The 22,406-nt window shown below is 40.2% G+C and carries 20 protein-coding genes and 1 pseudogene; 8 read left to right on the plus strand and 13 right to left on the minus strand.

What is annotated here, in order from left to right; all coding sequences use genetic code 11:
* Nucleotides 1–44: 44 nt before the first annotated feature.
* On the plus strand, nt 45–434 hold the full coding sequence (locus KME09_06670) for a hypothetical protein (GenBank protein ID MBW4533606.1): 390 nt from the start codon (nt 45–47) through the stop codon (nt 432–434).
* On the opposite strand, the gene KME09_06675 is transcribed toward KME09_06670, so the two are convergent.
* Entirely contained in the window at nt 431–1,192 is a 762-nt protein-coding gene (locus tag KME09_06675) for a circadian clock KaiB family protein (GenBank protein MBW4533607.1), read from the minus strand. The two genes, KME09_06670 and KME09_06675, sit on opposite strands and share 4 nt — an antisense overlap.
* 139 nt (nt 1,193–1,331) lie before the next feature.
* The gene (locus KME09_06680) at nt 1,332–2,552 is read right to left on the minus strand and encodes a type IV pilus twitching motility protein PilT (GenBank protein ID MBW4533608.1); all 1,221 of its coding nucleotides are present in this window, start codon (nt 2,550–2,552) and stop codon (nt 1,332–1,334) included.
* A gap of 796 nt (nt 2,553–3,348) precedes the next feature.
* On the opposite strand from KME09_06680, the gene KME09_06685 reads away from it, so the two are divergent.
* Together KME09_06685 and wecB are read left to right on the plus strand one after the other, a co-directional pair.
* A complete protein-coding gene (locus tag KME09_06685; protein MBW4533609.1) occupies nt 3,349–3,714 on the plus strand; it encodes a hypothetical protein in 366 nt (121 codons plus the stop codon).
* 219 nt (nt 3,715–3,933) lie between these two features.
* A complete protein-coding gene (wecB, locus tag KME09_06690; GenBank protein ID MBW4533610.1) occupies nt 3,934–5,049 on the plus strand; it encodes a UDP-N-acetylglucosamine 2-epimerase (non-hydrolyzing) in 1,116 nt (371 codons plus the stop codon).
* A gap of 7 nt (nt 5,050–5,056) precedes the next feature.
* Here wecB and KME09_06695 read toward each other — a convergent pair whose 3' ends face one another.
* Nucleotides 5,057–7,708: a CHAT domain-containing protein gene (locus tag KME09_06695; protein ID MBW4533611.1), complete on the minus strand. Its 2,652-nt coding sequence runs from the start codon at nt 7,706–7,708 to the stop codon at nt 5,057–5,059.
* 66 nt (nt 7,709–7,774) lie between these two features.
* Complete coding sequence (locus KME09_06700) at nt 7,775–9,502, minus strand: ShlB/FhaC/HecB family hemolysin secretion/activation protein (protein ID MBW4533612.1); 1,728 nt, start codon at nt 9,500–9,502, stop codon at nt 7,775–7,777.
* Between the two features lie 338 nt (nt 9,503–9,840).
* Between KME09_06700 and KME09_06705 the strand changes: the two genes are divergently transcribed.
* A complete protein-coding gene (locus KME09_06705) occupies nt 9,841–10,359 on the plus strand; it encodes a COP23 domain-containing protein (GenBank protein ID MBW4533613.1) in 519 nt (172 codons plus the stop codon).
* Between the two features lie 73 nt (nt 10,360–10,432).
* Here KME09_06705 and KME09_06710 read toward each other — a convergent pair whose 3' ends face one another.
* The 8 genes and pseudogenes from KME09_06710 to KME09_06745 all read right to left on the minus strand — a co-directional run bounded on the left by KME09_06710 (nt 10,433) and on the right by KME09_06745 (nt 16,951).
* Nucleotides 10,433–12,391, minus strand: a complete 1,959-nt coding sequence (locus KME09_06710) for a tetratricopeptide repeat protein (protein MBW4533614.1) — start codon at nt 12,389–12,391, stop codon at nt 10,433–10,435.
* Between the two features lie 217 nt (nt 12,392–12,608).
* Complete coding sequence (locus tag KME09_06715; GenBank protein ID MBW4533615.1) at nt 12,609–12,791, minus strand: hypothetical protein; 183 nt, start codon at nt 12,789–12,791, stop codon at nt 12,609–12,611.
* Nucleotides 12,792–12,934: 143 nt separating this feature from the next.
* Nucleotides 12,935–13,051, minus strand: a complete 117-nt coding sequence (locus KME09_06720) for a photosystem II protein Y (GenBank protein MBW4533616.1) — start codon at nt 13,049–13,051, stop codon at nt 12,935–12,937.
* Nucleotides 13,052–13,274: 223 nt separating this feature from the next.
* Nucleotides 13,275–14,237 (minus strand): DUF1517 domain-containing protein, encoded by a 963-nt coding sequence (locus tag KME09_06725; protein MBW4533617.1) that lies wholly within the window; start codon nt 14,235–14,237, stop codon nt 13,275–13,277.
* Between the two features lie 136 nt (nt 14,238–14,373).
* Nucleotides 14,374–14,595 (minus strand): thiamine biosynthesis protein ThiS, encoded by a 222-nt coding sequence (gene thiS, locus KME09_06730; GenBank protein ID MBW4533618.1) that lies wholly within the window; start codon nt 14,593–14,595, stop codon nt 14,374–14,376.
* A gap of 24 nt (nt 14,596–14,619) precedes the next feature.
* Nucleotides 14,620–15,633 (minus strand): thiamine phosphate synthase, encoded by a 1,014-nt coding sequence (locus KME09_06735; protein MBW4533619.1) that lies wholly within the window; start codon nt 15,631–15,633, stop codon nt 14,620–14,622.
* A 328-nt stretch (nt 15,634–15,961) separates the two neighbouring features.
* Entirely contained in the window at nt 15,962–16,426 is a 465-nt protein-coding gene (locus KME09_06740) for a hypothetical protein (GenBank protein MBW4533620.1), read from the minus strand.
* A gap of 205 nt (nt 16,427–16,631) precedes the next feature.
* Nucleotides 16,632–16,951, minus strand: a pseudogene (locus tag KME09_06745) (GFA family protein).
* A gap of 719 nt (nt 16,952–17,670) precedes the next feature.
* Here KME09_06745 and KME09_06750 point away from each other — a divergent pair.
* From KME09_06750 to KME09_06765, 4 genes are all read left to right on the plus strand, one after another.
* Nucleotides 17,671–18,318 (plus strand): glycosyltransferase, encoded by a 648-nt coding sequence (locus KME09_06750; GenBank protein MBW4533621.1) that lies wholly within the window; start codon nt 17,671–17,673, stop codon nt 18,316–18,318.
* Between the two features lie 51 nt (nt 18,319–18,369).
* On the plus strand, nt 18,370–18,837 hold the full coding sequence (locus KME09_06755; GenBank protein ID MBW4533622.1) for a glycosyltransferase: 468 nt from the start codon (nt 18,370–18,372) through the stop codon (nt 18,835–18,837).
* 107 nt (nt 18,838–18,944) lie between these two features.
* Nucleotides 18,945–19,985: a glycosyltransferase gene (locus tag KME09_06760; GenBank protein MBW4533623.1), complete on the plus strand. Its 1,041-nt coding sequence runs from the start codon at nt 18,945–18,947 to the stop codon at nt 19,983–19,985.
* Nucleotides 19,986–20,243: 258 nt separating this feature from the next.
* Nucleotides 20,244–21,368 carry a glycosyltransferase gene (locus KME09_06765; protein ID MBW4533624.1) on the plus strand — a complete coding sequence of 375 codons (1,125 nt, stop codon included), beginning with the start codon at nt 20,244–20,246 and terminating at the stop codon, nt 21,366–21,368.
* A 465-nt stretch (nt 21,369–21,833) separates the two neighbouring features.
* On the opposite strand, the gene KME09_06770 is transcribed toward KME09_06765, so the two are convergent.
* Nucleotides 21,834–22,376, minus strand: a complete 543-nt coding sequence (locus KME09_06770) for a YqeG family HAD IIIA-type phosphatase (protein ID MBW4533625.1) — start codon at nt 22,374–22,376, stop codon at nt 21,834–21,836.
* Between the last annotated feature and the right edge of the window lie 30 nt (nt 22,377–22,406).

Raw genomic sequence — 22,406 nt, forward strand, 5'->3', positions numbered from 1 at the left:
ATTTATTGTCAGACTATAAATACGCTTCTGTAAAAACATGATTTATGGACTATCTGTATTTCCTGGCCAATGCCAGCGTGACCTTAAGAACAATCGAGTATCTCCGCAATATGGAGCATACGACCAATGCTTCTCTCACCGTAATTCATCAAATTGATGGCTGGATTGTCAAAATACACTTCCCCCAAGCTCTAGAACCAAGATTACACGGTAATCTTTGCGCCTTTATGTCAGAGTTGGGCATTGTCTATGAACCAGAAATGCGACTCAAAATGGTCTTCTGGAGTTTAGAAACTGGTCAATCTCCTGTGGAAGTTATGCGCCGTTATCAAGTAGCAGTGGTTTCTTATGGTGTGCCAGATACCAAAGATATTGAAGCTTTTCGTCAACAATTTACCATTGGACTAGGTTACTGTCCAGAAACCTTAGCCTAATGAAAACTCGAAATAATCTGTAAGACTCTAGAGATATCGTCAAGCTGTCCCACAATACGTTTGACAGGCCCAGGAGAGACTCGAATTAAAGTCGGGGTGGTTATAACTCGGTGTATTATCGCTTGTTCGGGGTTTTTAGCAACATCAATCACTTTTAAGGTGTAGGGATTAGTCAATCTTTCTTCTAATAGCTGATGAAGATTACTTAAGGTTTTTTCGGCACTATCATTCTGACTGGAAATAAACAGGCGTAGATTGTATCCTTCGCTCTTGATTACAGTTGTTCTGATGTGATCTTGAATTATCCCAGAGTCTTTAGAAGGCAATTTAGTTGATTGTTTAGGGTCAAGACGAATAACTAAATCTTGTCGCTGCCAAAGTTGCGGAAAATGGGGTTTATAAGTCTCAATTACTGCCCGATGACAATGCTCTTCTTGCCAAGGAGCAATTTGCCATTCAGTTTTGGCATCGAGTTTAAATAATGCTTGCAATAAAGGGATATATTGCTGTACTGCGGGGTAAACTTCGGCAATAGTCTGTAGCTGATGAGTTGTAGGGTCTAACCAACGCTCTACTGTGGCTGTATATCCAGGTACGAGAAAATGAGGTGAATCAGCTAAATTGAGCATCTTTTGTAATTCATGACATAAATGAACATGCCATTGAGTTTGTTTACTCGAATTGATGCCATAAATCAAATCTCCCCCTGGTGTAAACAAGGCTATACCTTTAAATACTTGAGGCAGAACATTTATCATCTATTGCCGATCATGATCTCAAACCCGACAGTTTAACAACTGCTGACTAGTTAATAGTAATACTTTTAAAGTATATCTATTCCTGTGGGTAATAAATATGGATGCATGAACACTTTAACATGCTAAATGTTCTGTGTATTTAGATTCTACCTCTGAGCATCATCGCCATTTCATTGGCTGTCGGAGACATTTCCATGGCTACTTCCTCGGTAATTCTGCCTTCTTCGTAAAGACTGAAGAGAGCTTGATTGGTAGTAATCATTCCGTCATATTCTCCATCCAACATCAGATTCTGAATCTCATCATACTTACCCTGTTTAATATATTCTTTGACGGTTTCTGTATTAACCATGATGTCATGATACGCAGCTCGTTTACCATCTGTGGTGCGACATAATCCTTGAGAGATGACAGCTACTAGGGACTCGGAAATTGCCACGCGCATCGCATCCTGTTCTTCGGCAGTGTAGAGAGTCAAAATCCTTTCAATAGTTTTAACCGCACTGTTGGTATGTAACGTTCCCATGACCAAGTGACCTGTTTGGGCTGCTTTGAGGGCCGTATTGACCGTTTCGCGATCGCGCATTTCCCCAATCAAGATAATATCAGGATCTTCCCGCAATGCTGCTTTGAGGGCATGATCGAATTTGTGAGTATTGATGCCAACTTCTCGTTGTTTAATTAAAGAGCGTTTACTCCGATGGACAAATTCAATCGGATCTTCAATGGTAATAATATGCTTGGCATGTTCGGTGTTGATGTAGTCTACCATCGCTGCCATAGTGGTCGATTTACCTGAACCCGTCGGCCCCGTAACTAAGATTAAACCTTTATGTTCGTCAGAAATATCCCGAAAAACTGGGGGTAAACCCAAGTCGTCCATGGTCAAGATTTTGAGGGGAATCAGACGCATTACTAAGGCAGGGCCTAGCAGAGTGTCAAACACGTTGATCCTGACCCTAGCAAACTCGTACTGAGTTGCACCATCAAATTCTAGTTCTCGCTTGAACTGTTCTACTTCGCGATCGCTTAAAATCTCATGTAGCCAACTCATAAAAGTTTGGCGATCGGTTTTGGGATACTCTGTTAGTGCCATTTCTCCGCGATCGCGCATTCTGGGGACTTCTCCTACTCCCACATGAACATCGGAGTATCCTTTGTCGTATGCCTGTTTAATGATATATGCCAAAGAGGGTTGACCAGAAGCTCTCTGTGGTTTGTTGTTTGACGCTGATGTTGGAGCTTTAACAGCAGAATTTTCCGCTTTTACTTCGACAGGTAATGAATTACTAGTTCTGCCAATAGTGGATGGTGGGGGTGGTGGCAGTGGTCGAGATTGTTGATCTACTTTTTGATTCATTTAATTTATGTGTTAGAGAACTATTGTTTTTATATGATTAGTATGCCCAGCCCTTCCAAGTTTTTAACAACTTTAAGACTGAGTTAAGTAGGTAGGCAAAATAATTGATCAAACCCCTACCCTTAGAGCTATTTGTCCTAAAGGATTCCTAAAGGATTAGCTCCTTCGTCCTAAAGGATACCGCTCCGCATATCGCGTCACCGCTCCGCATATTACTCGTTACTCGTTACTTGTTACTCCCTAACCTTATTTCCAATTTAATTACACCCACCTACTTAGTTATTTCAATTACCATCTGTTAGGTTGATCGAGCTTTTTCAAACTGTTAGAACTGTTAAAAATGATACTTAAATTGTCATGCTTATCATTACTTAATAGCTAATATTATTTCCTCACAATTACCTCACAAAAATATTATTTACTAACTCTTAATTGATTAATGTCTTAAAATCTGCAAGCTAAATTTTTGCTTTCAGAGTAATTAAGTATAAATACTTATTTGTTTCCCAAGCCTTGCTCAAGATCCAAATTAAATAAGAACAAAGATATTATGGTAAAAATAATTATTTTTGCTAAAAGAGTCTAAATTTGCCTTGAAGCTATGGGGATCGATGAGAATAAAGAAAAATTAGATTAACGAGTGATGATTAATGGTCAAGTTTGTGTATTGCCAAATGTAAAAATATATTTTCAAAATGTATTTTTCTGATTGAACTTTCTTATACTTAGTTTATTCAAAAGAAATAAAGTCTGATTTTTGCTTCGTTGTTGTTTATGTTTAAGGATTTGCAAAACTATGGAAACTACCCGAAAGAATAGTTACGTTGGTTTAATCAAAAGCTTCTTGATTTGGAGTTTTACCTTAACGGTCTGTCTACTAGTAGTAGGTTTTCCCGTGGGAGCTTTAATAGTTACAGTCGGTCTTTTAGCGACTATTGTTTTACAAACAGTTCTACCTGCTAGCGCCGTTTTGCTGGTGACAGGCAGCATTTTTAGTCTTAATGTGGCAGTGGTAGTCATTGGGGCTGCGGCTCTAGCTTTAAAAGGAGTTAATCCTGAAGAGGTAAGCTGGCTAAACTGGTTACATGGACAAAAAGATTTAATTAATATTCCTGTGTACGCTTCGTGTCCATTAACTTGCCAAGTTGAGATTCATCAATAATTGATCTGCAACCATAAAAATTAAACTAACTGGTTTAATGTCTATTCTGTCGTTGATTACTTGAATGCAAAACTAAATCCCCAACAGTAAATGCGCTCAATAATTAGCGATCGCAAAGCGTAGGCGGAGCCTAATCGCTCATACGAACCGAAACCCAGAGTATACTGGGTTTTTTACTGTCAAAAAGCATGATCAGTTATGTTGTTGCGTTGAGGGATTATGACTAAACCAATTTCTGTCGGAGTAATTTTAGGAACTCGCCCAGAGGCAATTAAGCTCGCTCCAGTAATCGAACAGCTTAATCTAACTCAAATTAAAACCCATGTGATTCTGACAGGGCAACATCGAGAAATGGTAGATCGGGTGATGGAGCTATTTAACCTCGAAGCAGATTTCGATTTAGGCATAATGAAACCGCAGCAAACCCTCAGTAGTATTACCTGTGATAGCTTACAGGGTTTGGGTAAGATTTTTACGCAGATTAAACCACAGTTGATTTTTGTTCAAGGCGACACCACAACTGCCTTTGCTGCTGCTCTGGCTGCTTTTTATCATCAGATTGCGATCGCTCATGTTGAAGCAGGCTTGCGTACTGATAATTTATATAATCCTTATCCTGAAGAAGCAAACCGTCGCCTAATTTCACAAATTGCTCAACTGCATTTTGCACCGACGGAACTAGCGGTTAAAAATCTGCAAAAGTCAGGGGTGACAGGCGAAATTCATCATACAGGTAATACGGTAATTGATACTTTATTAACCGTAGCGGGGAATAAGCCCAAATGTGAGATAGCTAATTTAGATTGGTCAAAATATCGAGTATTGTTAGCTACGGTTCATCGTCGCGAAAATTGGGGGAGACCACTGACAGATATTTTGCAGGGATTTAATGCCATCTTGGATCGTTTCCCCGACACAGCTTTACTGCTGCCGCTACACCGTAATCCTACCGTGCGAGAGCCAATTAAAGCAGCACTTGGCGATCGCCCTAGAGTATTTCTCACAGAACCATTAGACTATAGCGAACTGGTTGGTGCGATCGCTCGCTGTCATTTGTTGTTAACCGATTCGGGCGGATTACAGGAAGAAGCCCCCAGTTTAGGGAAACCTGTGTTGGTGCTGAGAGAAACCACAGAAAGACCAGAAGCCGTTCAAGCGGGTACAGCCAAGCTGATTGGCACCGATCCTCAAACCATAGTTAATGCCACCGCTGAATTACTTGAAAACGACCATCTCTATAATCAAATGGCAACGGCGATTAATCCTTTTGGTGATGGTCAAGCATCCGTTAGAATTGTCAAAATTGCTCAAGATTATTTAACAAAAAACTTATAGCTTATAGCTACTGCCAGTTGCCAACCAAAACATAAGCAGCCCAATAATAAGGATGTGGAGGAAGCTGCTTGAGTTCTGGCAGGGGTGGATTGGCGCGTAAAGATTCGATCAAAGATAACTGGGCTTGTTGTAGAGCAACAACTTTTTTCGTGGTGGGATTTTCTAATTCACGATAAAACTGGCTCATCAACTTACTAGTGGAATCATCTTCCACTGACCATAAAGATGCTACGGTACTGCTGCCAGAACGTACTGCTACCCCTGCTAATCCTAAAACAGCCCGTTCATCTCCTGTCGCCGTATTGCAGGCACTAAGCACAATTAACTCAGGTCTGGTGTTGCTGGAACTGAGCAAAGTATTCAGAGCTTCAAGATCGAGCAGATGGCGATCGCCAGTAACAATAAAAGTCTGTTGCGGATCGGAGCTAAATACTCCGTGGGTAGCTAAATGAATGATGGGAAATCCTGCTTGCAGTTGCTGGGCAATATTTTTAGCGGTAAACTCTCGATCTAATAGCTGTCGCGATCGCGGAAAAACTGTTTTAATTTGCTTCAATTCTTCAGGAACATTGTTTAATGCGGGGAAGATTTCTCCTTGAATTTCTACTTGCTGGCTTAATCCTGCTGCTAATACTTTGAGCTTATCCCTCGGTTTTGCTTGGGTGTTGAGTAATTGTAAACTAGGGGCTAAAGCAACGCTATGCTTTTCTAAGAGATATTGCTTACCGTCATAGAGTGCTGCCATCGGCACATTTTGTAATTTGCCACTGAGGATAAAAACCAGAGTTTCGATTTGATTGGCGGTTAATTCGCCTTCCAAAGGTTCAATCAACCAGCGATATATTTCTTGGAGATTGGGTAATAAGGCTTGAGTATTGGCAATTACTTCTTGAGGGTTAAGAGGAGTAGTGCTAAAAATATTGACTGCCGAATTATTAATGCTTTGGTTATAAAGACTGTCGTATAAAGCGTCGAGGGTGCGATCAATTTCTGTCGCCGAAATATTCCTGGTAAAGCGCTTCAAAGGTTTCCCTGCCATGGAGAGAATTACCTCTAGGCGATCGCTTAAGATAATGGGATAAATGACTGCTGCTTGAGGGTCTAAATCATCAATGGTTACGGCAATATCAGCCGTTGGGGAGCAAGGATCTTGAAAGAAATTATCTAATTCAGCAAGCTGGAGGGATTCGATTACTTGACGAGCTAGTTCTAAGTTGTCGTTAGAAGTATAAGAAGTAGAGTTAACAGTGTTAATTGTGGTTAGAGATTTAGAGGCTTGCAGATTATCTGACAAAAGTAAATTTGCCAAACGTAGGTAGACAGGCTTGACTGACTGGCGAAAGTTAAATTGGACTACTTGATTATTAGTATTTAGATCGGTACGCAAAGACTGAAGAGTGTTAAAGGCTAGGGTATAGGCGGCGATCGCCTCTTCTTTCCTACCTGAGCGCTCTAAGAACATCCCTAATTGGGACTGCCACAGATAACTAATTTCACGCGCATCACCAGCAATATTTTGCGCTTCTGCCACAGCTAAAGCCTGATTAGTCAAAGCGATCGCTCGATTTAAGTCTCCTTTTAGACCATAATTCTCTCCCAAATATCCCAACGCATAGCTCTCTCCCCGTCGATCTTCGATCAGTCGTGCCTGTTGCAGTGCTGTTTGTAAGATGGACTCGACAGTAGTGGTTTGCTGGAGGCGAGTTAAGCTTTGAGCATAATTGATCTGAGCATAAATTCCCTGATGAGTCTGTGGTAGCTGTGGTAAGTTAGCAGCGATATCTGCAATTAACTTGGTTTGATTGTTTTTTAGTTCAGTAGTCAGTAAAGCCAAAAAATTTTCTGCCATTTCAACCAGCATACTTTGGTTGAGCCGTTGCCATGATTGGATCCGTCTTTGTGTTTGCTGTTGCCACCAAGCTTCCAGTTCAATCAGGAGAGATAAATGATTTAGCTGTGCCTGAGTCTGGGTGAGCAATTCCGTTTGTGGCTCAAGGGCAATCTGTTCGTAGGTTTTAAATGTAGCTAGATATGGCTTTAAGGCATTTTTCGAGTCTTGGCGATCGATAATTTCGGTGATGCGCTCATAGTTCCAGCGATCGCGTACCTGATTTCCCAATGCCTGTTGAATGTTGCCCAGTGCTAAAAGAGTTGCCCCCGATTCTGAAGAGTTAAGAGTTGCTGTGGCACTAAGCTGGATGATTGTTTGCGCCAAACTTAGCATTCCTTTATTTTGTAAAATATTACTCAAGCTACGCAAACCGATACCCTCAACGAGAGTAATTTTGTGTTGCTTTAAAGTCTGAATTAGCTGTTCTATTCCATCACTATTACATTGAGTATCTTCTAGTTTAAAAGCCTTGAGTAAACTAGTACAGGCACGAGGATATAACCCTAAATCTTGCAATACCTGAGATTGGTTAATTAAGCTTTTGGTTTTGCCCAAGCGATCGCCCTGAGCCGCAAATGCTGCTGCTGCTTCTTGCCAAGCTATAGCTGCTGGTGCTAATTGACCTGTCTGATAAAGCTGTTGCGCCTGTAAAGATAATCCTAGTCCATTAGGTTGAGACTGCACTGGTAGATGAACAGCTACTGCCAACCATGCCGAGAGCGTGACAGTTAGGAGGCGACGCCATAACCAAGATCGATCACTTAACATTAACTATGAACCATTAACTAGTTTTAACTTGATTTAATTTGAACTGTAAATATGAGGAAAATTGAGCTAAAAAAAACTGTACTGTAACTGTAGATAAACTCCATTTTCCTGTATAGAACTACCTTCCTCGTCGTGATTAACTAAAGGAATCCCCCAGTCAACTCGCGCCGAAAAATTTTCTGGTGTTTGTAATAGTAAACCGAATCCAGTGCCGATTAAAGTATTAAATTCTGTCTCTTCATCATCCTGATTCCAACCAGTGCCAAAATCAATAAATGGGGCAACCTGCAAGGTAGCATCAAGAGACTCAAAATAAAATATCGGCAGGCGAAATTCCGCACTAGCCAAGAACCCACTGTCAGTAAGTAAAGCATCTTGACGATAACCTCGAACCGTTGTGGCTCCACCTAAACTAAATTGTTCTGTAGATATTAAAGGATCGGCAGCTAACTGTAATTCCGAACGTAACAACATCGTCGCCCCAAATTCGCGATCGGGTTGACTGAGCGATCGCAAATAAGAAAACTGTCCCCGCCAGCTAAAAAACTGACTATCAGGTTCTTCTGGCAGAATCGTAGCACCCAGAACATCAACCCCCAGATTAAACTGCGAACGAGCCGAAATTACTTGACGACGATTACGCTGTAGCCATTCTTGACCAAAGCTCACCACTGAAGTACGAATTTCCCCCTCTTCATTAGCACCAGGACTTAGGGGTTCGGCATCGTTCATAATTGTGCTGTCACTGGCTCTTCTGGCTGCCGTGACGCTGACAGCTAGTTCTTGGGACACTTGAGGAGTGGCTGTTTGGAGTAAAGGTTGTCGCCAAGTCAAATCATAGTTGCGGGATTCAATATCGATATCAAGATCTTCAAAAGAAGACTGCACAATTTCATTCTGTCCCCAGCGAAAATTGAACCCCAAAGAACCATCGCGAGTATTAAGAGGTAAAGTATAGCCACCACCAAACTGGTTGCTGCCTTCCGTATTATCGTAGGTTAGACGAAAGCGATCGCCAATCCCCAGCAGATTTGCTTCCTCCAGTTGAATTCCTCGCTCAAAAGTGCCAACGCTCAAGTTACGATTATTATTGAGCTTAGCTTGGAGGCTAAAAGTATCGGCGCTATTTACTGATACGGTGAGAATATTAGTTCCTGGTGTAATCCCTGCCGAAAGCTCTGCATTTAAACTCTCGATCAGCGGATTAAGCTGAAGTAACTGTAGTGCTGATTGTAGTTGATTAATATTCAGAGGCGTAGTAGTTCTTTGGGCGATGCGATCGCGCACATAACTTTCTTTTAGTCTCCCTGTAACATTCACCTCAATTGCGGCTAGACTGCCTTCAACAATCTGAATTTTAACTTTGCCTGATGATAAACTTTGTTCAGGAATATAAGCTCCAGTGGTAATATATCCCCGACTGACATAAAGCTCGGTAATCTGATTCGCTGCCTGGACTAATTGAGCAAAAGAAATTGGCCCCTTGGTAAAATTGGCGATCGCTTGATTTAATTCTGCTGGACTAAATACTGTGTTGCCGACAAACTCAAACTGTTCAACTGCGATCGTGCCTGGAATATCTAACACCGATTCAGGAACAGGAGGAGTCGGAATTGTTTTAAAAGGATTGACGGCGGGAGGCAACGGCGGAGGCTGCTGAGGTTCGATCGGTTCTGGGGTTAAAGGTTCAAAACTTTGAGCTGTTGCCGAGTCAAGATGCCAAAAACTTGACGCCAGGAATGCTGCATAACTCAAAAATTTAGTTGTCTGTTGAACGCTAGAGGTTTGACCCATAGCCAAAATTTTTAAACTGATAATAATTGCTTAACCTAAAGTTAAATTTAACCTTAATAATGATATTTAATCTCAATAGTGGTTGGGAATTCTCTTAAGCTGTCGTTGTGGTTAAGATTTTTCAAGTTAACGAAATGTTTATTTAATCAACTAAATTTTTCTGGGAAATTACAATTTTTGTTATAATAGTTTCCTATGAAATTTAAAATGTAATTTAGATTTCTGCAATCTAGATTACATTAAATTGGCACTTTTATACATAAAATCAGGCGAAAATCAGGTAAAAATATTTAATTTTAACGATATTTAAATCCCAGCAATTCACAATTATAAAGATCATGATCCAACCAAGTTATCTGGCGATAGTAACGACACCATTGATTGCTTTGGCAGGCTCAGTTTTTCTAGCTCTTCCAGCACAGGCAAATAGTCTGGTTAATGTAACTTGTGAACAAAAGGCATCTGTTCCTACGGTAATTGCGACTTTATCCAATCAAAATGTCTCACAGGTAACATCTATACTGTCCTTTTTACCTCAGTATTTTGAAACCTCCCAAGCACTTAAGCAGTGCAAAAATACTGCTGATAAGCTACATAGCTTTTACAATCAGAATAGAATGAACTATCTTGCCAGTGACACCATCAAGGGTAAGCCTGTAGTTTGCGCGGTTGAGCGTCGAGGTTTAAGTTGCGATAGCTACAATAGTGATGTTTTATTTTCTTTAAATCAGCCGATTAGCCCTGGAGAACTTCTATACAATATGCTGGGTGAAGATTTCAAAGGTTCTAAAGCACCCTCTTCTCGAACTGTAAGTCGCATCTATACCGATTTAAGACCATTGTGGTGGCCTTTTTAATGAGTCATAGATGATCTCAATCCTACTTGACAAAACTTAATGTGACCGAAGTTGAAAAAAACCCGAACTGAGGTTAGTTACACTGTTTTTTGGCTGCCCTAGCCATTTCATAATCAGGCTTAAGTTCAAGCGCTCGCTCAAATGCTGCTACACCATCAGGATTTGCTTCAGCTTGACACAAAGTTTTGCCTAAATAGAACCAAGTTTGCGCTTGCTGCGTCCGTGTTAACAGATGGTCTTGTAACATAATTTTAAACTCAGCTTCAGCTTCTTGAAGGCGATTTGCTCTACTCAAAGTGATTCCTTTGCCTACATGAGCGGGAAAATACTTGGGAGTATAGCGTGTGGCTCGTTCATAGGCAGCGATCGCCCGATCAAATTTTTCTTGTTTACGATAATTATTGCCCAAAAAAGTAAGTGCAACAGCAAACTCTCCCGCGATTTTGGTTTTTCCTCGATCCGCTTCCATGCGCTCTAAAATTTCTATTGCCTGCTTAATTGAGTCAATTGACTTCTGATTATTGCCCAAAGCCGCAAAAGATTCGCTTTTATTAATCAGAAAAATCGGATCGGTTTTATTTAAAGCGATCGCCTTGTCAAAAGCGACTATAGCCTCCTCGTCTCGCTGCAAATTATGCAAAGCTTCTCCCTGACAATTCCAAGCATATACAGCAGCTGGCTTAATAATTGTGGCAGCAGAACAGGATTCGCGCATTGCTTCATATTTCTGCAAACCCGCTAAAGCATATCCTCGATTAGTCCAAGCTTGGAAATAATTGCTGTCTATATTGAGCAGTTTATTATATTTTTCTACTGCTCCACTGTAAGATTTCTGCTGAAGCAATTGGTTACCTTGGTGAAAAGCTCTTCTAATCGTTATACGTTTAAAAATGTTATTCAAAAATACACTCAGTAACCCTATCAAAGTCAAGACCAATAAAATATTTTTAAAACTCAACCAGCGATCTTTAGGTTCAGTTGGGGTAGGTACTTTGACAATATCTGTAACACGATCATTTCGAGTTAATCTACTGCGATCTTGTTCGTATTGGGCTTGCGCGCTCAAAGCTTCAATAACCCAGCCAAGATTGAATACAGACTGATAGATGCGGTTGGCTATCACTAACTTATGTTGTTGCTTCAAAACTAGACCTGTATTCAGCAATTCTTGTTGCTCTTTACTGTCGTCTAGCAATACTGTTTCAGTAAGAACTCTTTGATATAGTTGCAGTAACCGATTGGGAGAACACTGCTGATTATTCAGTAAACGACTTCTAAGCGTTCTCAAGTGTGATTTTAGTTCATTATTCGACCAATCATCAATTATCTTCGTCTGAATCAAATAATCAATCTGCTCCTCTTCTTCCTGTGGCGAAAAAGAATTAGAAGCTTGAGTAATTAAGGAAAATACTTTTTGAGTCAATAAAGAATGTCCATTCGTCCAAGACAATACTCGCTCCAAAGCCTTTTCCGAATAATTTTTCTGTCCCTCAATTTTGAGTAATTTACGCTTAATTTGTAAAAAACCTTCGTGAACCTTCTGAGAATTATCTTGTTCCTTGCTTAAGTCGACTGGTTCTCGATCAGAATTGAGCGATGGCTTAGAAGTTAATTGCCGATCTGGGGCTGCTGAAGTAGAATTTGGTTTGGTTTGGAGATGGGTCAAGAAAAAATCAATCGTAGTTGGTTTAATCCAGCCTTTAGCAATTGCCACTTCACCAAATTTACGTTGGCTACTCTTTTGCTCCACCAAAATAGTTTGAATCTGTTGCTCGTTTAATAATGCAGCCTGCTTTAAATATTGACCAATTGGTTGTTCTGGCTTTTCGGTAACTAAACTTAACCAACGTTCAGCAAAAAAGTCTACTGTTGCGGGCGAAATTTTTCCTTCATTAGCTAAAATTTCACCGATCGTCAAACTATTATTGGTCTGCTTTTGCTGTTCGCGAGCCTGATTCACTTGTTCAGCGGATACCAAACCCGCCTGCTGCAAAATCGCTCCTAAAGTTACTTTATTGCCAGAGTAAGACACTATGTTCTACTAAAATTATTTTATTGAGTTTATTGAGAATGAACAATCACTCTTAGCGCCTAAGACGATTTGTCATGTCAGATCAAACCAATATAACTAAGAATAATCAATTTAGTTGAGAACAGCATGATCTGATATAGTTACCGTTTAGACCCAAAAAAACTTAAAGATCAGCATTAAGATTGAGTATCTTCTCAACAATTGAACTCAAGTTATATCATAGTAATTGCTCTGAATTTTTGCTATAGCTCAAATAAACTGTCAAGCATTTATAGCTGTACAAAGTTAGCGGCTCTTGAGTATACCACAAGGGTACAACGTGAAGATTCACACTCATTTGCCCTAAAGGATTAGCTCCGCGTCGCCGTTCGCCCGTACAGGTAGTAGAAAGTATAGTCATTGCAAAAATGTCCTAACGTTTTTACGTATGGCTCTAGTTTAACTTCCGTACAAGTTTAGTGTTTATTTTGCGACGAAAAAACCGACTAGTGCAAAGACGATGCTTAGTCGGCGAAATAATTGACTCAATTCAATTGGTGTTTGTTAATCTTTATCAAAGTATTTTTGTACCTGTGCCAAAGCAGCACTACCAATGTTAAATATAGCCCAACTAGCAGCGATCGCCAGAGGTGCTACTACTATTATTACACGCCAATCCATAATTCTATTTCTCCTTGACAGCTATTAATTCATTTAAAAGGTTTATTTATGCAAAACCAGATTTATCTATACTCAAATGTACCAGCTTTCTTAACCTTTGTTGCAGATTTTTTCTCAGCTTGAGGCACTTAAGAGTAATTGATGGTCAATAAAAAAGGGGAATAAAGATCCCCCAATGATCGATGACTTTAAATTAAAGGTTGAAGTTTCTAACTCAGCAATATTACACTAACTTGAGATTAGGATAGTATGCCAAGATGTCATCAGATGATAGAGTGTCGCCGTCGGCTTGGGGTGTCCAAAGGATTTCTACCGCTAATAAGCGATCGCTACCTAAACTACCTATCTGCTGTAGTGCCTGACGCATTTCATCAGTGCCATTAATTGTGGGCAGGTCGAGGTTACCAGTTGCACCGACAATGATTGTAGCGACGATATATTCTCCTGTATCCCCTTCTTTGACTTGGAGCGCGCCATCTTTGGTTTCTCCCCCTAGTGCTTTTTGTGATTCGTCGATCACGTTATCTACATTAGTTAGGGTTTCAGCTGTAAACTTACTACGTTCAGTCAAAGAGAACTGATTAAACTTAGCTTCGGCTGCTTCTAAGCTAGCTTTTTGCGAGTTGGTTGCACCATAAACCCAATATTCTGGGTGACGCAATAAAGCAAGAGTTGCTTCCTGCAAAACAGTAGCTCGTCCTGAAGCAGTGCTAGTATCCGCTGTTAGAGCCAAACGATTTAACTCAGGTTGTAGTTCACGAGCATTGGCAAGCAAGCCCACCTGTACTTCTGCGACAGAAACGGTAGAAGTACCGCCATAACCCTCTTCGCGGCCCACTCCTGCACTTTGAAAACTACGGACAATAAAACTGGCGATCGCAAAGAAGATCAGAATGGAGAATAAACCACCGCCACCATAACCAACAAAAGGCAAGAGAAACGGAAAGCCAAAGCCGCCACCACCATAACCATAGCCAGGAGATCTATAACCACCGCCATAACTGCCACCACTAGGACTAGAATAGCCGCCAGAAGGTGCGCGGAAAGAACCACCGCCAATTCTACCGCCAGTACGGGCAGCCATGGCATCACCAGCATTACCTAGAACGAGAACGCTAACTAATACTAGAGCGACGATGGATTTGAGCCATAATTTAGACCAATTTCGTTTAAAAATCATGTTCATTTTTTGCTTAATCATCACATTTAAAAATTTGATTTTTTAATTTTCCCCTTACAGTAATCACTAACACCACAAGAAAACAATATCTTTTAGGACAACCTCAGTAATCAGTAATCAGTAATCAGTAATCAGTAATTATTCACCCACCACCAACAATGGTGACAATTTCTAAGCGATCGCCCGATTGCATTTGCGTCTTTGGCCAATATTGACGGTGTAAGATTTCCCCGTTGTATTCTACGGCGATCAGTCGAGGATTTAATTTAAGCTGGGTTAGTAGCTCTGGCAGAGCAGTTGGTGCTGCACAGGTATGACTTTCTCCGTTGACCTGTATAGTTATTGTATTAGTTGCATTCAACATAGATCTAGCTAGAAACTGGGGTAATTACCGTCTAATTAACTGAGCCAAAAATTGGCGCGTCACCTGGCTTGGATGTTCTGCCTGCATAATAGCGCGAACCACGGCAACTCTCTGTGCGCCTATGGTTAGAATTGCATCCAAATTGTTTAAGTCAATGCCACCAATGGCAAACCAGGGAACAGGACATTTAGCTTTTACATAGTCGATATATTCTTTGGTCAGGGGTGACTTTCCAGGCTTGGTAGGAGTTTCGTAAAATGGGCCAACTCCCACGTAATCTGCTCGTTCGGCGATCGCCCTATTTAGTTCTTGTTTATTAGTGGTAGAACGACCAACAATTTTCTGGCCACCCAAGATGTCGCGAGCAAAGGCTACTGGTGCATCATTTTGACCCAAATGTACCCCGTCTGCATCTACCGCTAGAGCGATATCGACGCGATCGTTCACAATAAATAGGGCGTTATATTGATGGCATAGCTGACACAATTGATCGGCTTTTTCCAGGCGATCGCTATCATTACCATTTTTATCTCGATACTGTATCAAGTTTAGTCCACCCTTAAGGGCTGCTTCTACTGTCTTGAGGATATCTGGTTCAGGAGAAGTGATTAAGTATAGTGGCGCATTTTGTAGTCGCTGATGTCGATAGCTATTAAAAAGCTTACTTTCAATCGTGTAGACGCGGTAGCGTAGCTGTTTACAAGCTGCTGCCATTTCTGGATTATAGAGCTTACTATATTCTTCCAATACTCTTAATGCTTCTTGGGCGCGACATAAGTTTGCCTGAAGTAGCTGTTCAATACTGTCTCGTACTTCTTCTTGAGGATGAGAAATGTCTGTTCCCACATCACCAGGAGTATCTCTAGCCTGACGCAGTTCCCAACTATGCCATTGAGCGAGTTCTTGACGTAGCTGTTTACATTCTTCTGCTAGTGGCTGGTTATTTAGCCCCAAACGACACCACTCTTCAATGATTCTTAAACCTTCACGGGCGCGATCGAGATTAGCATCTAAAATACGGTAAATAGCTTTTTTCATCTAGCTTTAATTAGTTAATATTTTCACCATGACTAAATGATGGCGCATTACTGTTGCCAGTTTTTCAAGATAAAATCGTTTGTGATACTAGCTCGAAATCTAAGCAACACGAGTAAAAGCCTTAGAAAAATTAATAATTCTCGGCATTGAGCAAACAAAAGCGATCGCTACTCATATTCACAACAAGCATGACTTTAAAATGAAGTGGAGACAACCTAAATGTGGCAACAAAAGAGTAGAAAGGAATGTCGCCTTTTTACCGCCCATAATAGCAATTTTCCCAAAGCGCGATCCCGAAGGGTAGGCAGAGCCTAATCGCCTTGAGTTACTAATTCTTACTAGCAAAATACTCGGCTAATTTCTCTGGTGCTAAAGCGGTGGTATATTGTTGTGCTAATTCTGGAGTTGCTAGTTCGAGTAACACGGCATTTTCGATCCAAAACTCAATCACATCAAAGAAACCGCGACTACAACGCAAGCACCGCCAGTTCTCACGGGCAGCAATAGAATCAATTTGCGACTGGTCAAGCGGTATGGAAATGGCAGCGTGAGTAGCAATAAACTGATTAGCCGAATTTGGCTTTTGGTACTGTATCGGTTTATCATCTTCTCCTGGAATCATTTCAGTGCCAAGAGGATAAACTTCAATTAGAGTCCCATAATCATCGCCAGCAAAAGCTACATAGCTCTCTGGATGGGATGGAAAAGGGGCAGAATATCCATTGAATAATTCAGCTAATACTTCAGCAACGTGAAATGGATTTTTAGCAGGGATGGAAATATGATGAATCACTTTATTCAATAACTCCTATGACTTTAGATAACTCCAGCAATATTAGGCAGGTTATTGTTTATCTTATCAAGGTCGTCAACAATGAGTCTAATCGCAACTGACCAAAGTTCAATTAAGCAATTCTCGATCGCAATTACTTATAGTGCGATCGCATTTTTTAGAACATTTCTAATCTGAAGAACTAGTGACTTTAAAGTTAAAGTTATTAACTATCTGCTGTTCCTAGAAACATGGCAAATAACTCTTCTCCTGTCATATTTTTGGTTTGATTGGCAAAAGAATAATATTCGGGCTTTTCTTCAATAAAAACCTGAAGATCGAAAATAAGATCTTCATCATCATCAAAAATTCCCACTGGTATGTAGTAATGATTGTTTTCTTTCAATTTATAAAATAGGTGGCTACCATATGCGAAGCGGTATGCTAAAGCATTTGCGGAGCTTATCCTTTAGGACTAGCTGCGCGTCGTCCTTTAGGACACTTGTTACAGAATCCACGTTCCGCCCATTCTGAAGATTGATATATCGTACTTTGAGTCAAATTTTAAGCTTTTGATTATTGAAGCTGAAATAGTAGTTTTAAAAATTTTATTGCTCAACACCAAATAATATTGATTTTTGTAAAAACATATATTTTGGCTCTATTCCAGTTCAGGTTTGGGTTACGTAATTTTACTGAACAAAAACTACTATTTTAATCATAAATTGTCATTGCCAATTCTATTTTGAGTGATTATGATTGTGTTTGAAAACAGTCTCCGTATTTTTTCGTAAGTGAATATATGGAAAATAGCCAAGTAATTAGCGTTTATCGAAGACTTTTTTAGAGTTAGATAATCTACAGAATTAAACCAAAAATTTTATTGTTGCTCCTGCGATCGCAATGCAATTATCAAAATAGATTTAAAAACAAATTATTGTAATTAAGTTAGTTTTATGCTGCCCAAATCTAAGAGGATATCTAAAAAGTCTAATTGCTACGTTTCCAGTGGGTAGATCCCCCTAAATCCCCCTTGTTAAGGGGGACTTTGATTCCATTCCCCCCTTGTTAAGGGGGCTAGGGGGATCTGCTAGGGTCTAAGCATAACAGAATTGAGTTCTCAGACATCCTCTAAGGGATGACTATGTTGAAAGATTTCAATGTGACTATCAAAAAAATGTATTGCAAGTTGAATTCCTGTAGCTAATCTAGCAACTTTTCTGACTATTCTGACTAAAAATTCTCACCATCACCACATAACAACTATGAAAATTGCCGTCATTGGGGCAAGGGGTATTCCTGCTAAATTTGGGGAAATTGAGCGCTATTGCCAAGAATTATATCCTCAAATCGTGGCTCGCGGACATGAGGTAGATTTATATGTTCAACCTAGTTATCATCAGCAATCATGGTTTTCTAGGTTTACTTACCAAAAAATGAAGGTAATTACCCTATTTTCTTTACCAGGAAAGCGATTTAGCTGGCTGAACTCGGCTCTTAATACTATTTGGGCAACTTTTGGTAACTATGATGTGATTCATCTTCATGGAATGGTAGGAGCTTGGTTTGCTTGGTTTCCCCAAATGTTTTCCAACTCGTCTATTGTCGTTACCTTTCACCAGCTAGAATCTAATGCCACATGCTCATCTAAAACATTTCGTAGATTATTACCGTGGCTGGAAAAGATAACAGTAAACTATGCAGACGAAATTGTTGTGACTACTCAGGAGTTAGCAAACTATTTTTTGCGCAAGTATGGTGTCTGTCCTCATTATATTGCTAGCGCTCCAGCTAAATATGCGGAAAACAACAATCACTTTGGCTTTCGTCAAGCTTTCGGCTTAGAGCAACAGCGTTATGTATTATATTTAGGCACGTTTGAACCTAATCAAAGATTAGATTTACTCATTTAAGTATTTCAGAAATTACAGTCGCGCAATTGGAAGTTAGTTTTAGCAGGAGACATTAGTTCTTCTTTCCAGCACACCATCAATTTGTTACAAATGGCTCGACAGCAAAACAATATTATCTTTACTGGCGAGATTAGCGGTAATTTCTTAACTGAATTGGTGCGTGGTGCAGGTATATTTGTCGAGCCTTCCGAAGGTAATAATTTAAGTTCTTCTGTCGGGATGTTGGAAGCCATGCGGGAAGGAATTCCCATTGTGGCTAGCGATACTATAACCAATCGTAAGTTAATTGGCCGCGATCGCGGTTTACTCTTTAAAGCAGGACAATTCGATTCTTTATTAATTCAGCTGGAATATGCCATGTCTCGACCAAATTTACTCATGACTATGGCAAAAAAAGCGCAGACATATATTGCTGTAAATCATAACTGGGATAAGGTGATCTATAAAAATTTGTTTTTATATTTACAATTAACTAGCAAAATACCTACTCAGCGATCGCATCAAACTATAGATGTTTAAAAGAATTTAAGGGGTAATTTGAGCAACCCCGTAGAATTTTTGCTTGAATTTTTTCTTTGCTGTTTGAGCGCTGTTAGCTCACTGTCGATCTTATATTTCATGCAACCATGTCTTTAGAATTGCCCACAGTTTCTATAATTATTTTCGCTTATGAGGGCATTAGTTATTTACCAGCTACGATCAAGAGTCTTCTCCAGCAGACTAGTGGTGATTTTGAGATCTTAGTATTTAGTGATAATTACCATCAGATCAATTGTTGGTCTAGGGAACAGCTAGATCAGCGGCTAAGATTTATTTTACACAGCAATTTGGGTCTGGCTACTAGACTTAATCAAGGAGTCCTTGAAGCTCAAGGAAAATATATCTCGTTTGTAAATGCTGGCGACTTGTGGCATCCCAATAAGCTACAGCAGCAGCTATTTTATCTCGCTCGATATCCTGAAGTTGGTCTAATTTACTCTTGTTTGATGCTAATCGATCATCAGGGTCAAGATATTAAGGTGGCTAGTTCTCTTGGTCAGATAGTTAGCCAGCTCAAAGATTTGCTTCAACCTCCAGAAATTTTGGCCCAAAACCAGATTAATCTCTCTTCGGTTATGCTGCGTCGTAGCTGTTTTGAGATGGTGGGGCTGTTTGATCCTCAATTACAGGTTATTCCTGACTGGGAAATGTGGATTAGATTAAGTAACCATTATCAGTTTATCGCGATCGCCGAGCCTTTAGTCTATTGTCGTCAACTTCCAGAACATAACCGCAACTGCCTCAAGATCGAGACAGATTTACAGACAATAATTGAAACAGTATATGCCAAAATGTCTCCAGAGTTTGAACAGCAAAAACATCGCAGTTATGGCTTTGCCAGTTTATTTCTGGCGCAAAATACTCTGCAAACCAAAAATCCCGATCCTGCTATTGCCCGTAACTACTGGTATCAAACTTTAGTACACAATCCACTAATCATCTTCTCTCCCCAATTCTGCCAACTACGCTGGGCAATTTTTCGCCTACATTGTCGGCAGTATTATCAGCAAAGCGATCGCTATCGTCATTTACGGCAATTCATTGAGGATGCGAAAAGTCGATTTAAAATCGCGCTTTCTCGTCCGAACATTTTTAACTGGATGCTTGATGAAGACAGCAGTAACTAATAGACTTCTTGCACGAATCAAAAAAAACTAACTTACCAAGAGGGAAAAGGTTAAGGGCTTGCCCTAAAGGATATGCGTAGCGGTATGCTTTAGCACTAACTTCGTGTCGCACCGCATAGTTTGGTGGAAAAGCGCGAAGTTGCGTTGCGGGGGTTCCCCCCGTTGAGCAAACTTCGTAAGAAGGGAAAATAGATTAGTCTGCTATTCATGCAAGAGGTCTAATAACTACAAATAATTACAAAAAGGAGTAGCTAAGTATTGTCTAAGATCATCTTGATTCATCCCCAAGCTGGGATTGATTGGAAAAGTAATTCCTCTGTGTTCGCGGTTGAGTTAGCGCGCCGTCTCGATAATTATTTTGCAGTAGAACTCTTAAGCGGTGATGAATGTGGTTCTTTTAGTCGGCCGATTAGCTCTCTACCCCAGAGTAATTCTGGTTTAAGCTTTATCAATCGCTGGTTTCAACAGCCTCAAAAGACGATCGCTCAACTAACTAGTTTTTTACCCTGTATATCCTATCTGTTAAATCATCCCGCCGATTTGATTTTGCCACAAAATGGTTATGCTGGCTTGTTGGCAGCCAATTGTGTTCGAGCGATTAAACAAACTCCAATTCTATTTACCGATTACAACAGCTTAAATCAGTCAAAAAATCTCGAACGCAATTTAACTCTTAAGCCCGATCGCTTAATTACTCTTAATCCAATTGTCGCCAAATATGCCCGTAAGTTAGCACCAAACCAAATAGTTGATACTATTCCCCTGGGAATCGATCCGACAGAATTTATCCCTAAAGGTAAAGCGATCGCGACTGGCTTATCCCAACCGTGCATTATTGCAGTTGCTCCTTTAAATCGTCATAGCGACCAAAGAATTGAATTAACTATTGAAGCAGTTGCTCGTCTACCCCAAGCTAGTCTCCTAATTTGTGGTGAAGGTGTCGATCGCGATTATTTTCAGGCGCTGGGCGATCGCTTATTAGGTGTAGGACGATTCCAAATTAGGGCTTTTGCCTATGCTCAAATGCCCCAGGTTTATCGTAGTGCCAGTATTTTTACTTCTGCTGCGATTCAAGAAACTTGTGGTCTGAAATACATTGAGGCGATGGCTTGTGGTCTGCCTGTTGTGGCAATGGATAATCCAGTGCATCGCTATTTAATTGGCAATGGAGGTATTACCTGTGACGTGACTAATCTTGATGTATATGCCAAGTCTCTGCAATCGGCGATCGCTAAATACTGGCATCTACAGCAACCAAGACAAAATGCTTTAAGGTTTAGCTGGCAAGGCATCACTCTCTTGTATTATCAAGCAATTTTAAAAACTATGCGCACTTACAACCATCAATTTTCGGCTGACTCTCATCAATCTTTTAATGGCTAGAATTCAACAGTGAGCAATGAGTCCTAAAGGATTAGTCCTAAAGGATTAGCTCGCAAGCTCGCGTCCTTCGCGTCACAATGAGCAATGAGCAACGCTCAGTTACCTCTTTTTCAAAAAATGAGGATTGTTATTATTAAGGAAAGAATTTCTGTTTATTTCTTTGTGAACGAAGAGGTTTTAAACCTGATTAATCCTAAAGGATATCCTAAAGGACTAGCTCCTTACGTCGCGTCGCACTTCGTTATCAATTGTTCAATGTTCAATGTTCACTGATCATTGGTAATGCCAATACTAAAAACAGTACCAGAGGAAGACGATTAACTCCATCTGGCACTGCTCTAGAATTTAGCTGTTTATTATATTTAAGGTCTTTATATAAGCTGACCTCTTTTTATCATGTAAGTATATTCTCAGATATTTTTGCAACTCTCTTATTTCGTAATATTTTCTTTATATTTACCTAAGTCAAGAGTTATTACCTTTTGTTACGTTAACAGAGCTATTGGCTAAAGACACCCCTAGCAGTTGCGATAGCCAAATTTCAAAATCTCGGATGGGATGAGAACGGACTGCCACTAGGGGGTCGATCATTGGCTCAACTAGAATAGTAAACATTCCTAGACGATTGCCAGCCAAAACATCAGTAAACAGGCGATCGCCCACCATTGCTACTTGTTCGAGCGGTAAATCCATTGCTGTTGCTGCCTGCTTTAGCTTACGACGAGAAGGCTTTTTAGCAGAGGAGATAAAAGGTAGATCTACCGACTGGGCAATATTGCCAATCCGAGAGTGACTAATATTATTGCTTACCAGCCAAATTGGCGTGGTTTGCCTGATTTGTGATACCCATTGCTGTAACTCTTGAGTTGTTTCTTTTTGTTTAAAAGGAACGAGGGTTTCGTCTACATCTAAAATAAGCCCTTTAATCTTGTGTTCTTGCAATGTGACGGGAGTTAAATCAAAAATAGTACCGCCTAAAACTAAATTTGGCTCTAGTAAATTAATCATACAGATGATCTAAAAAAAATAAATGGCAAC

The sequence above is a fragment of the Pleurocapsa minor HA4230-MV1 genome (genome assembly GCA_019359095.1).
GTDB classification, from domain to species: Bacteria; Cyanobacteriota; Cyanobacteriia; order Cyanobacteriales; family Xenococcaceae; genus Waterburya; species Waterburya minor.

Coding starts and splice junctions, on each gene's coding strand:
- KME09_06735 (MBW4533619.1), bottom strand. CDS start 15,633: ATGAAAAAAGCTATTTACCGTATTTTAGATGCTAATCTCGATCGCGCC.
- wecB (MBW4533610.1), top strand. CDS start 3,934: ATGACTAAACCAATTTCTGTCGGAGTAATTTTAGGAACTCGCCCAGAG.
- KME09_06680 (MBW4533608.1), bottom strand. CDS start 2,552: ATGAATCAAAAAGTAGATCAACAATCTCGACCACTGCCACCACCCCCA.
- KME09_06760 (MBW4533623.1), top strand. CDS start 18,945: ATGTCTTTAGAATTGCCCACAGTTTCTATAATTATTTTCGCTTATGAG.
- KME09_06685 (MBW4533609.1), top strand. CDS start 3,349: ATGGAAACTACCCGAAAGAATAGTTACGTTGGTTTAATCAAAAGCTTC.
- KME09_06715 (MBW4533615.1), bottom strand. CDS start 12,791: ATGACTATACTTTCTACTACCTGTACGGGCGAACGGCGACGCGGAGCT.
- KME09_06670 (MBW4533606.1), top strand. CDS start 45: ATGGACTATCTGTATTTCCTGGCCAATGCCAGCGTGACCTTAAGAACA.
- KME09_06725 (MBW4533617.1), bottom strand. CDS start 14,237: ATGAACATGATTTTTAAACGAAATTGGTCTAAATTATGGCTCAAATCC.
- KME09_06750 (MBW4533621.1), top strand. CDS start 17,671: ATGAAAATTGCCGTCATTGGGGCAAGGGGTATTCCTGCTAAATTTGGG.
- KME09_06770 (MBW4533625.1), bottom strand. CDS start 22,376: ATGATTAATTTACTAGAGCCAAATTTAGTTTTAGGCGGTACTATTTTT.
- thiS (MBW4533618.1), bottom strand. CDS start 14,595: ATGTTGAATGCAACTAATACAATAACTATACAGGTCAACGGAGAAAGT.
- KME09_06700 (MBW4533612.1), bottom strand. CDS start 9,502: ATGGGTCAAACCTCTAGCGTTCAACAGACAACTAAATTTTTGAGTTAT.
- KME09_06695 (MBW4533611.1), bottom strand. CDS start 7,708: ATGTTAAGTGATCGATCTTGGTTATGGCGTCGCCTCCTAACTGTCACG.
- KME09_06720 (MBW4533616.1), bottom strand. CDS start 13,051: ATGGATTGGCGTGTAATAATAGTAGTAGCACCTCTGGCGATCGCTGCT.
- KME09_06705 (MBW4533613.1), top strand. CDS start 9,841: ATGATCCAACCAAGTTATCTGGCGATAGTAACGACACCATTGATTGCT.
- KME09_06675 (MBW4533607.1), bottom strand. CDS start 1,192: ATGATAAATGTTCTGCCTCAAGTATTTAAAGGTATAGCCTTGTTTACA.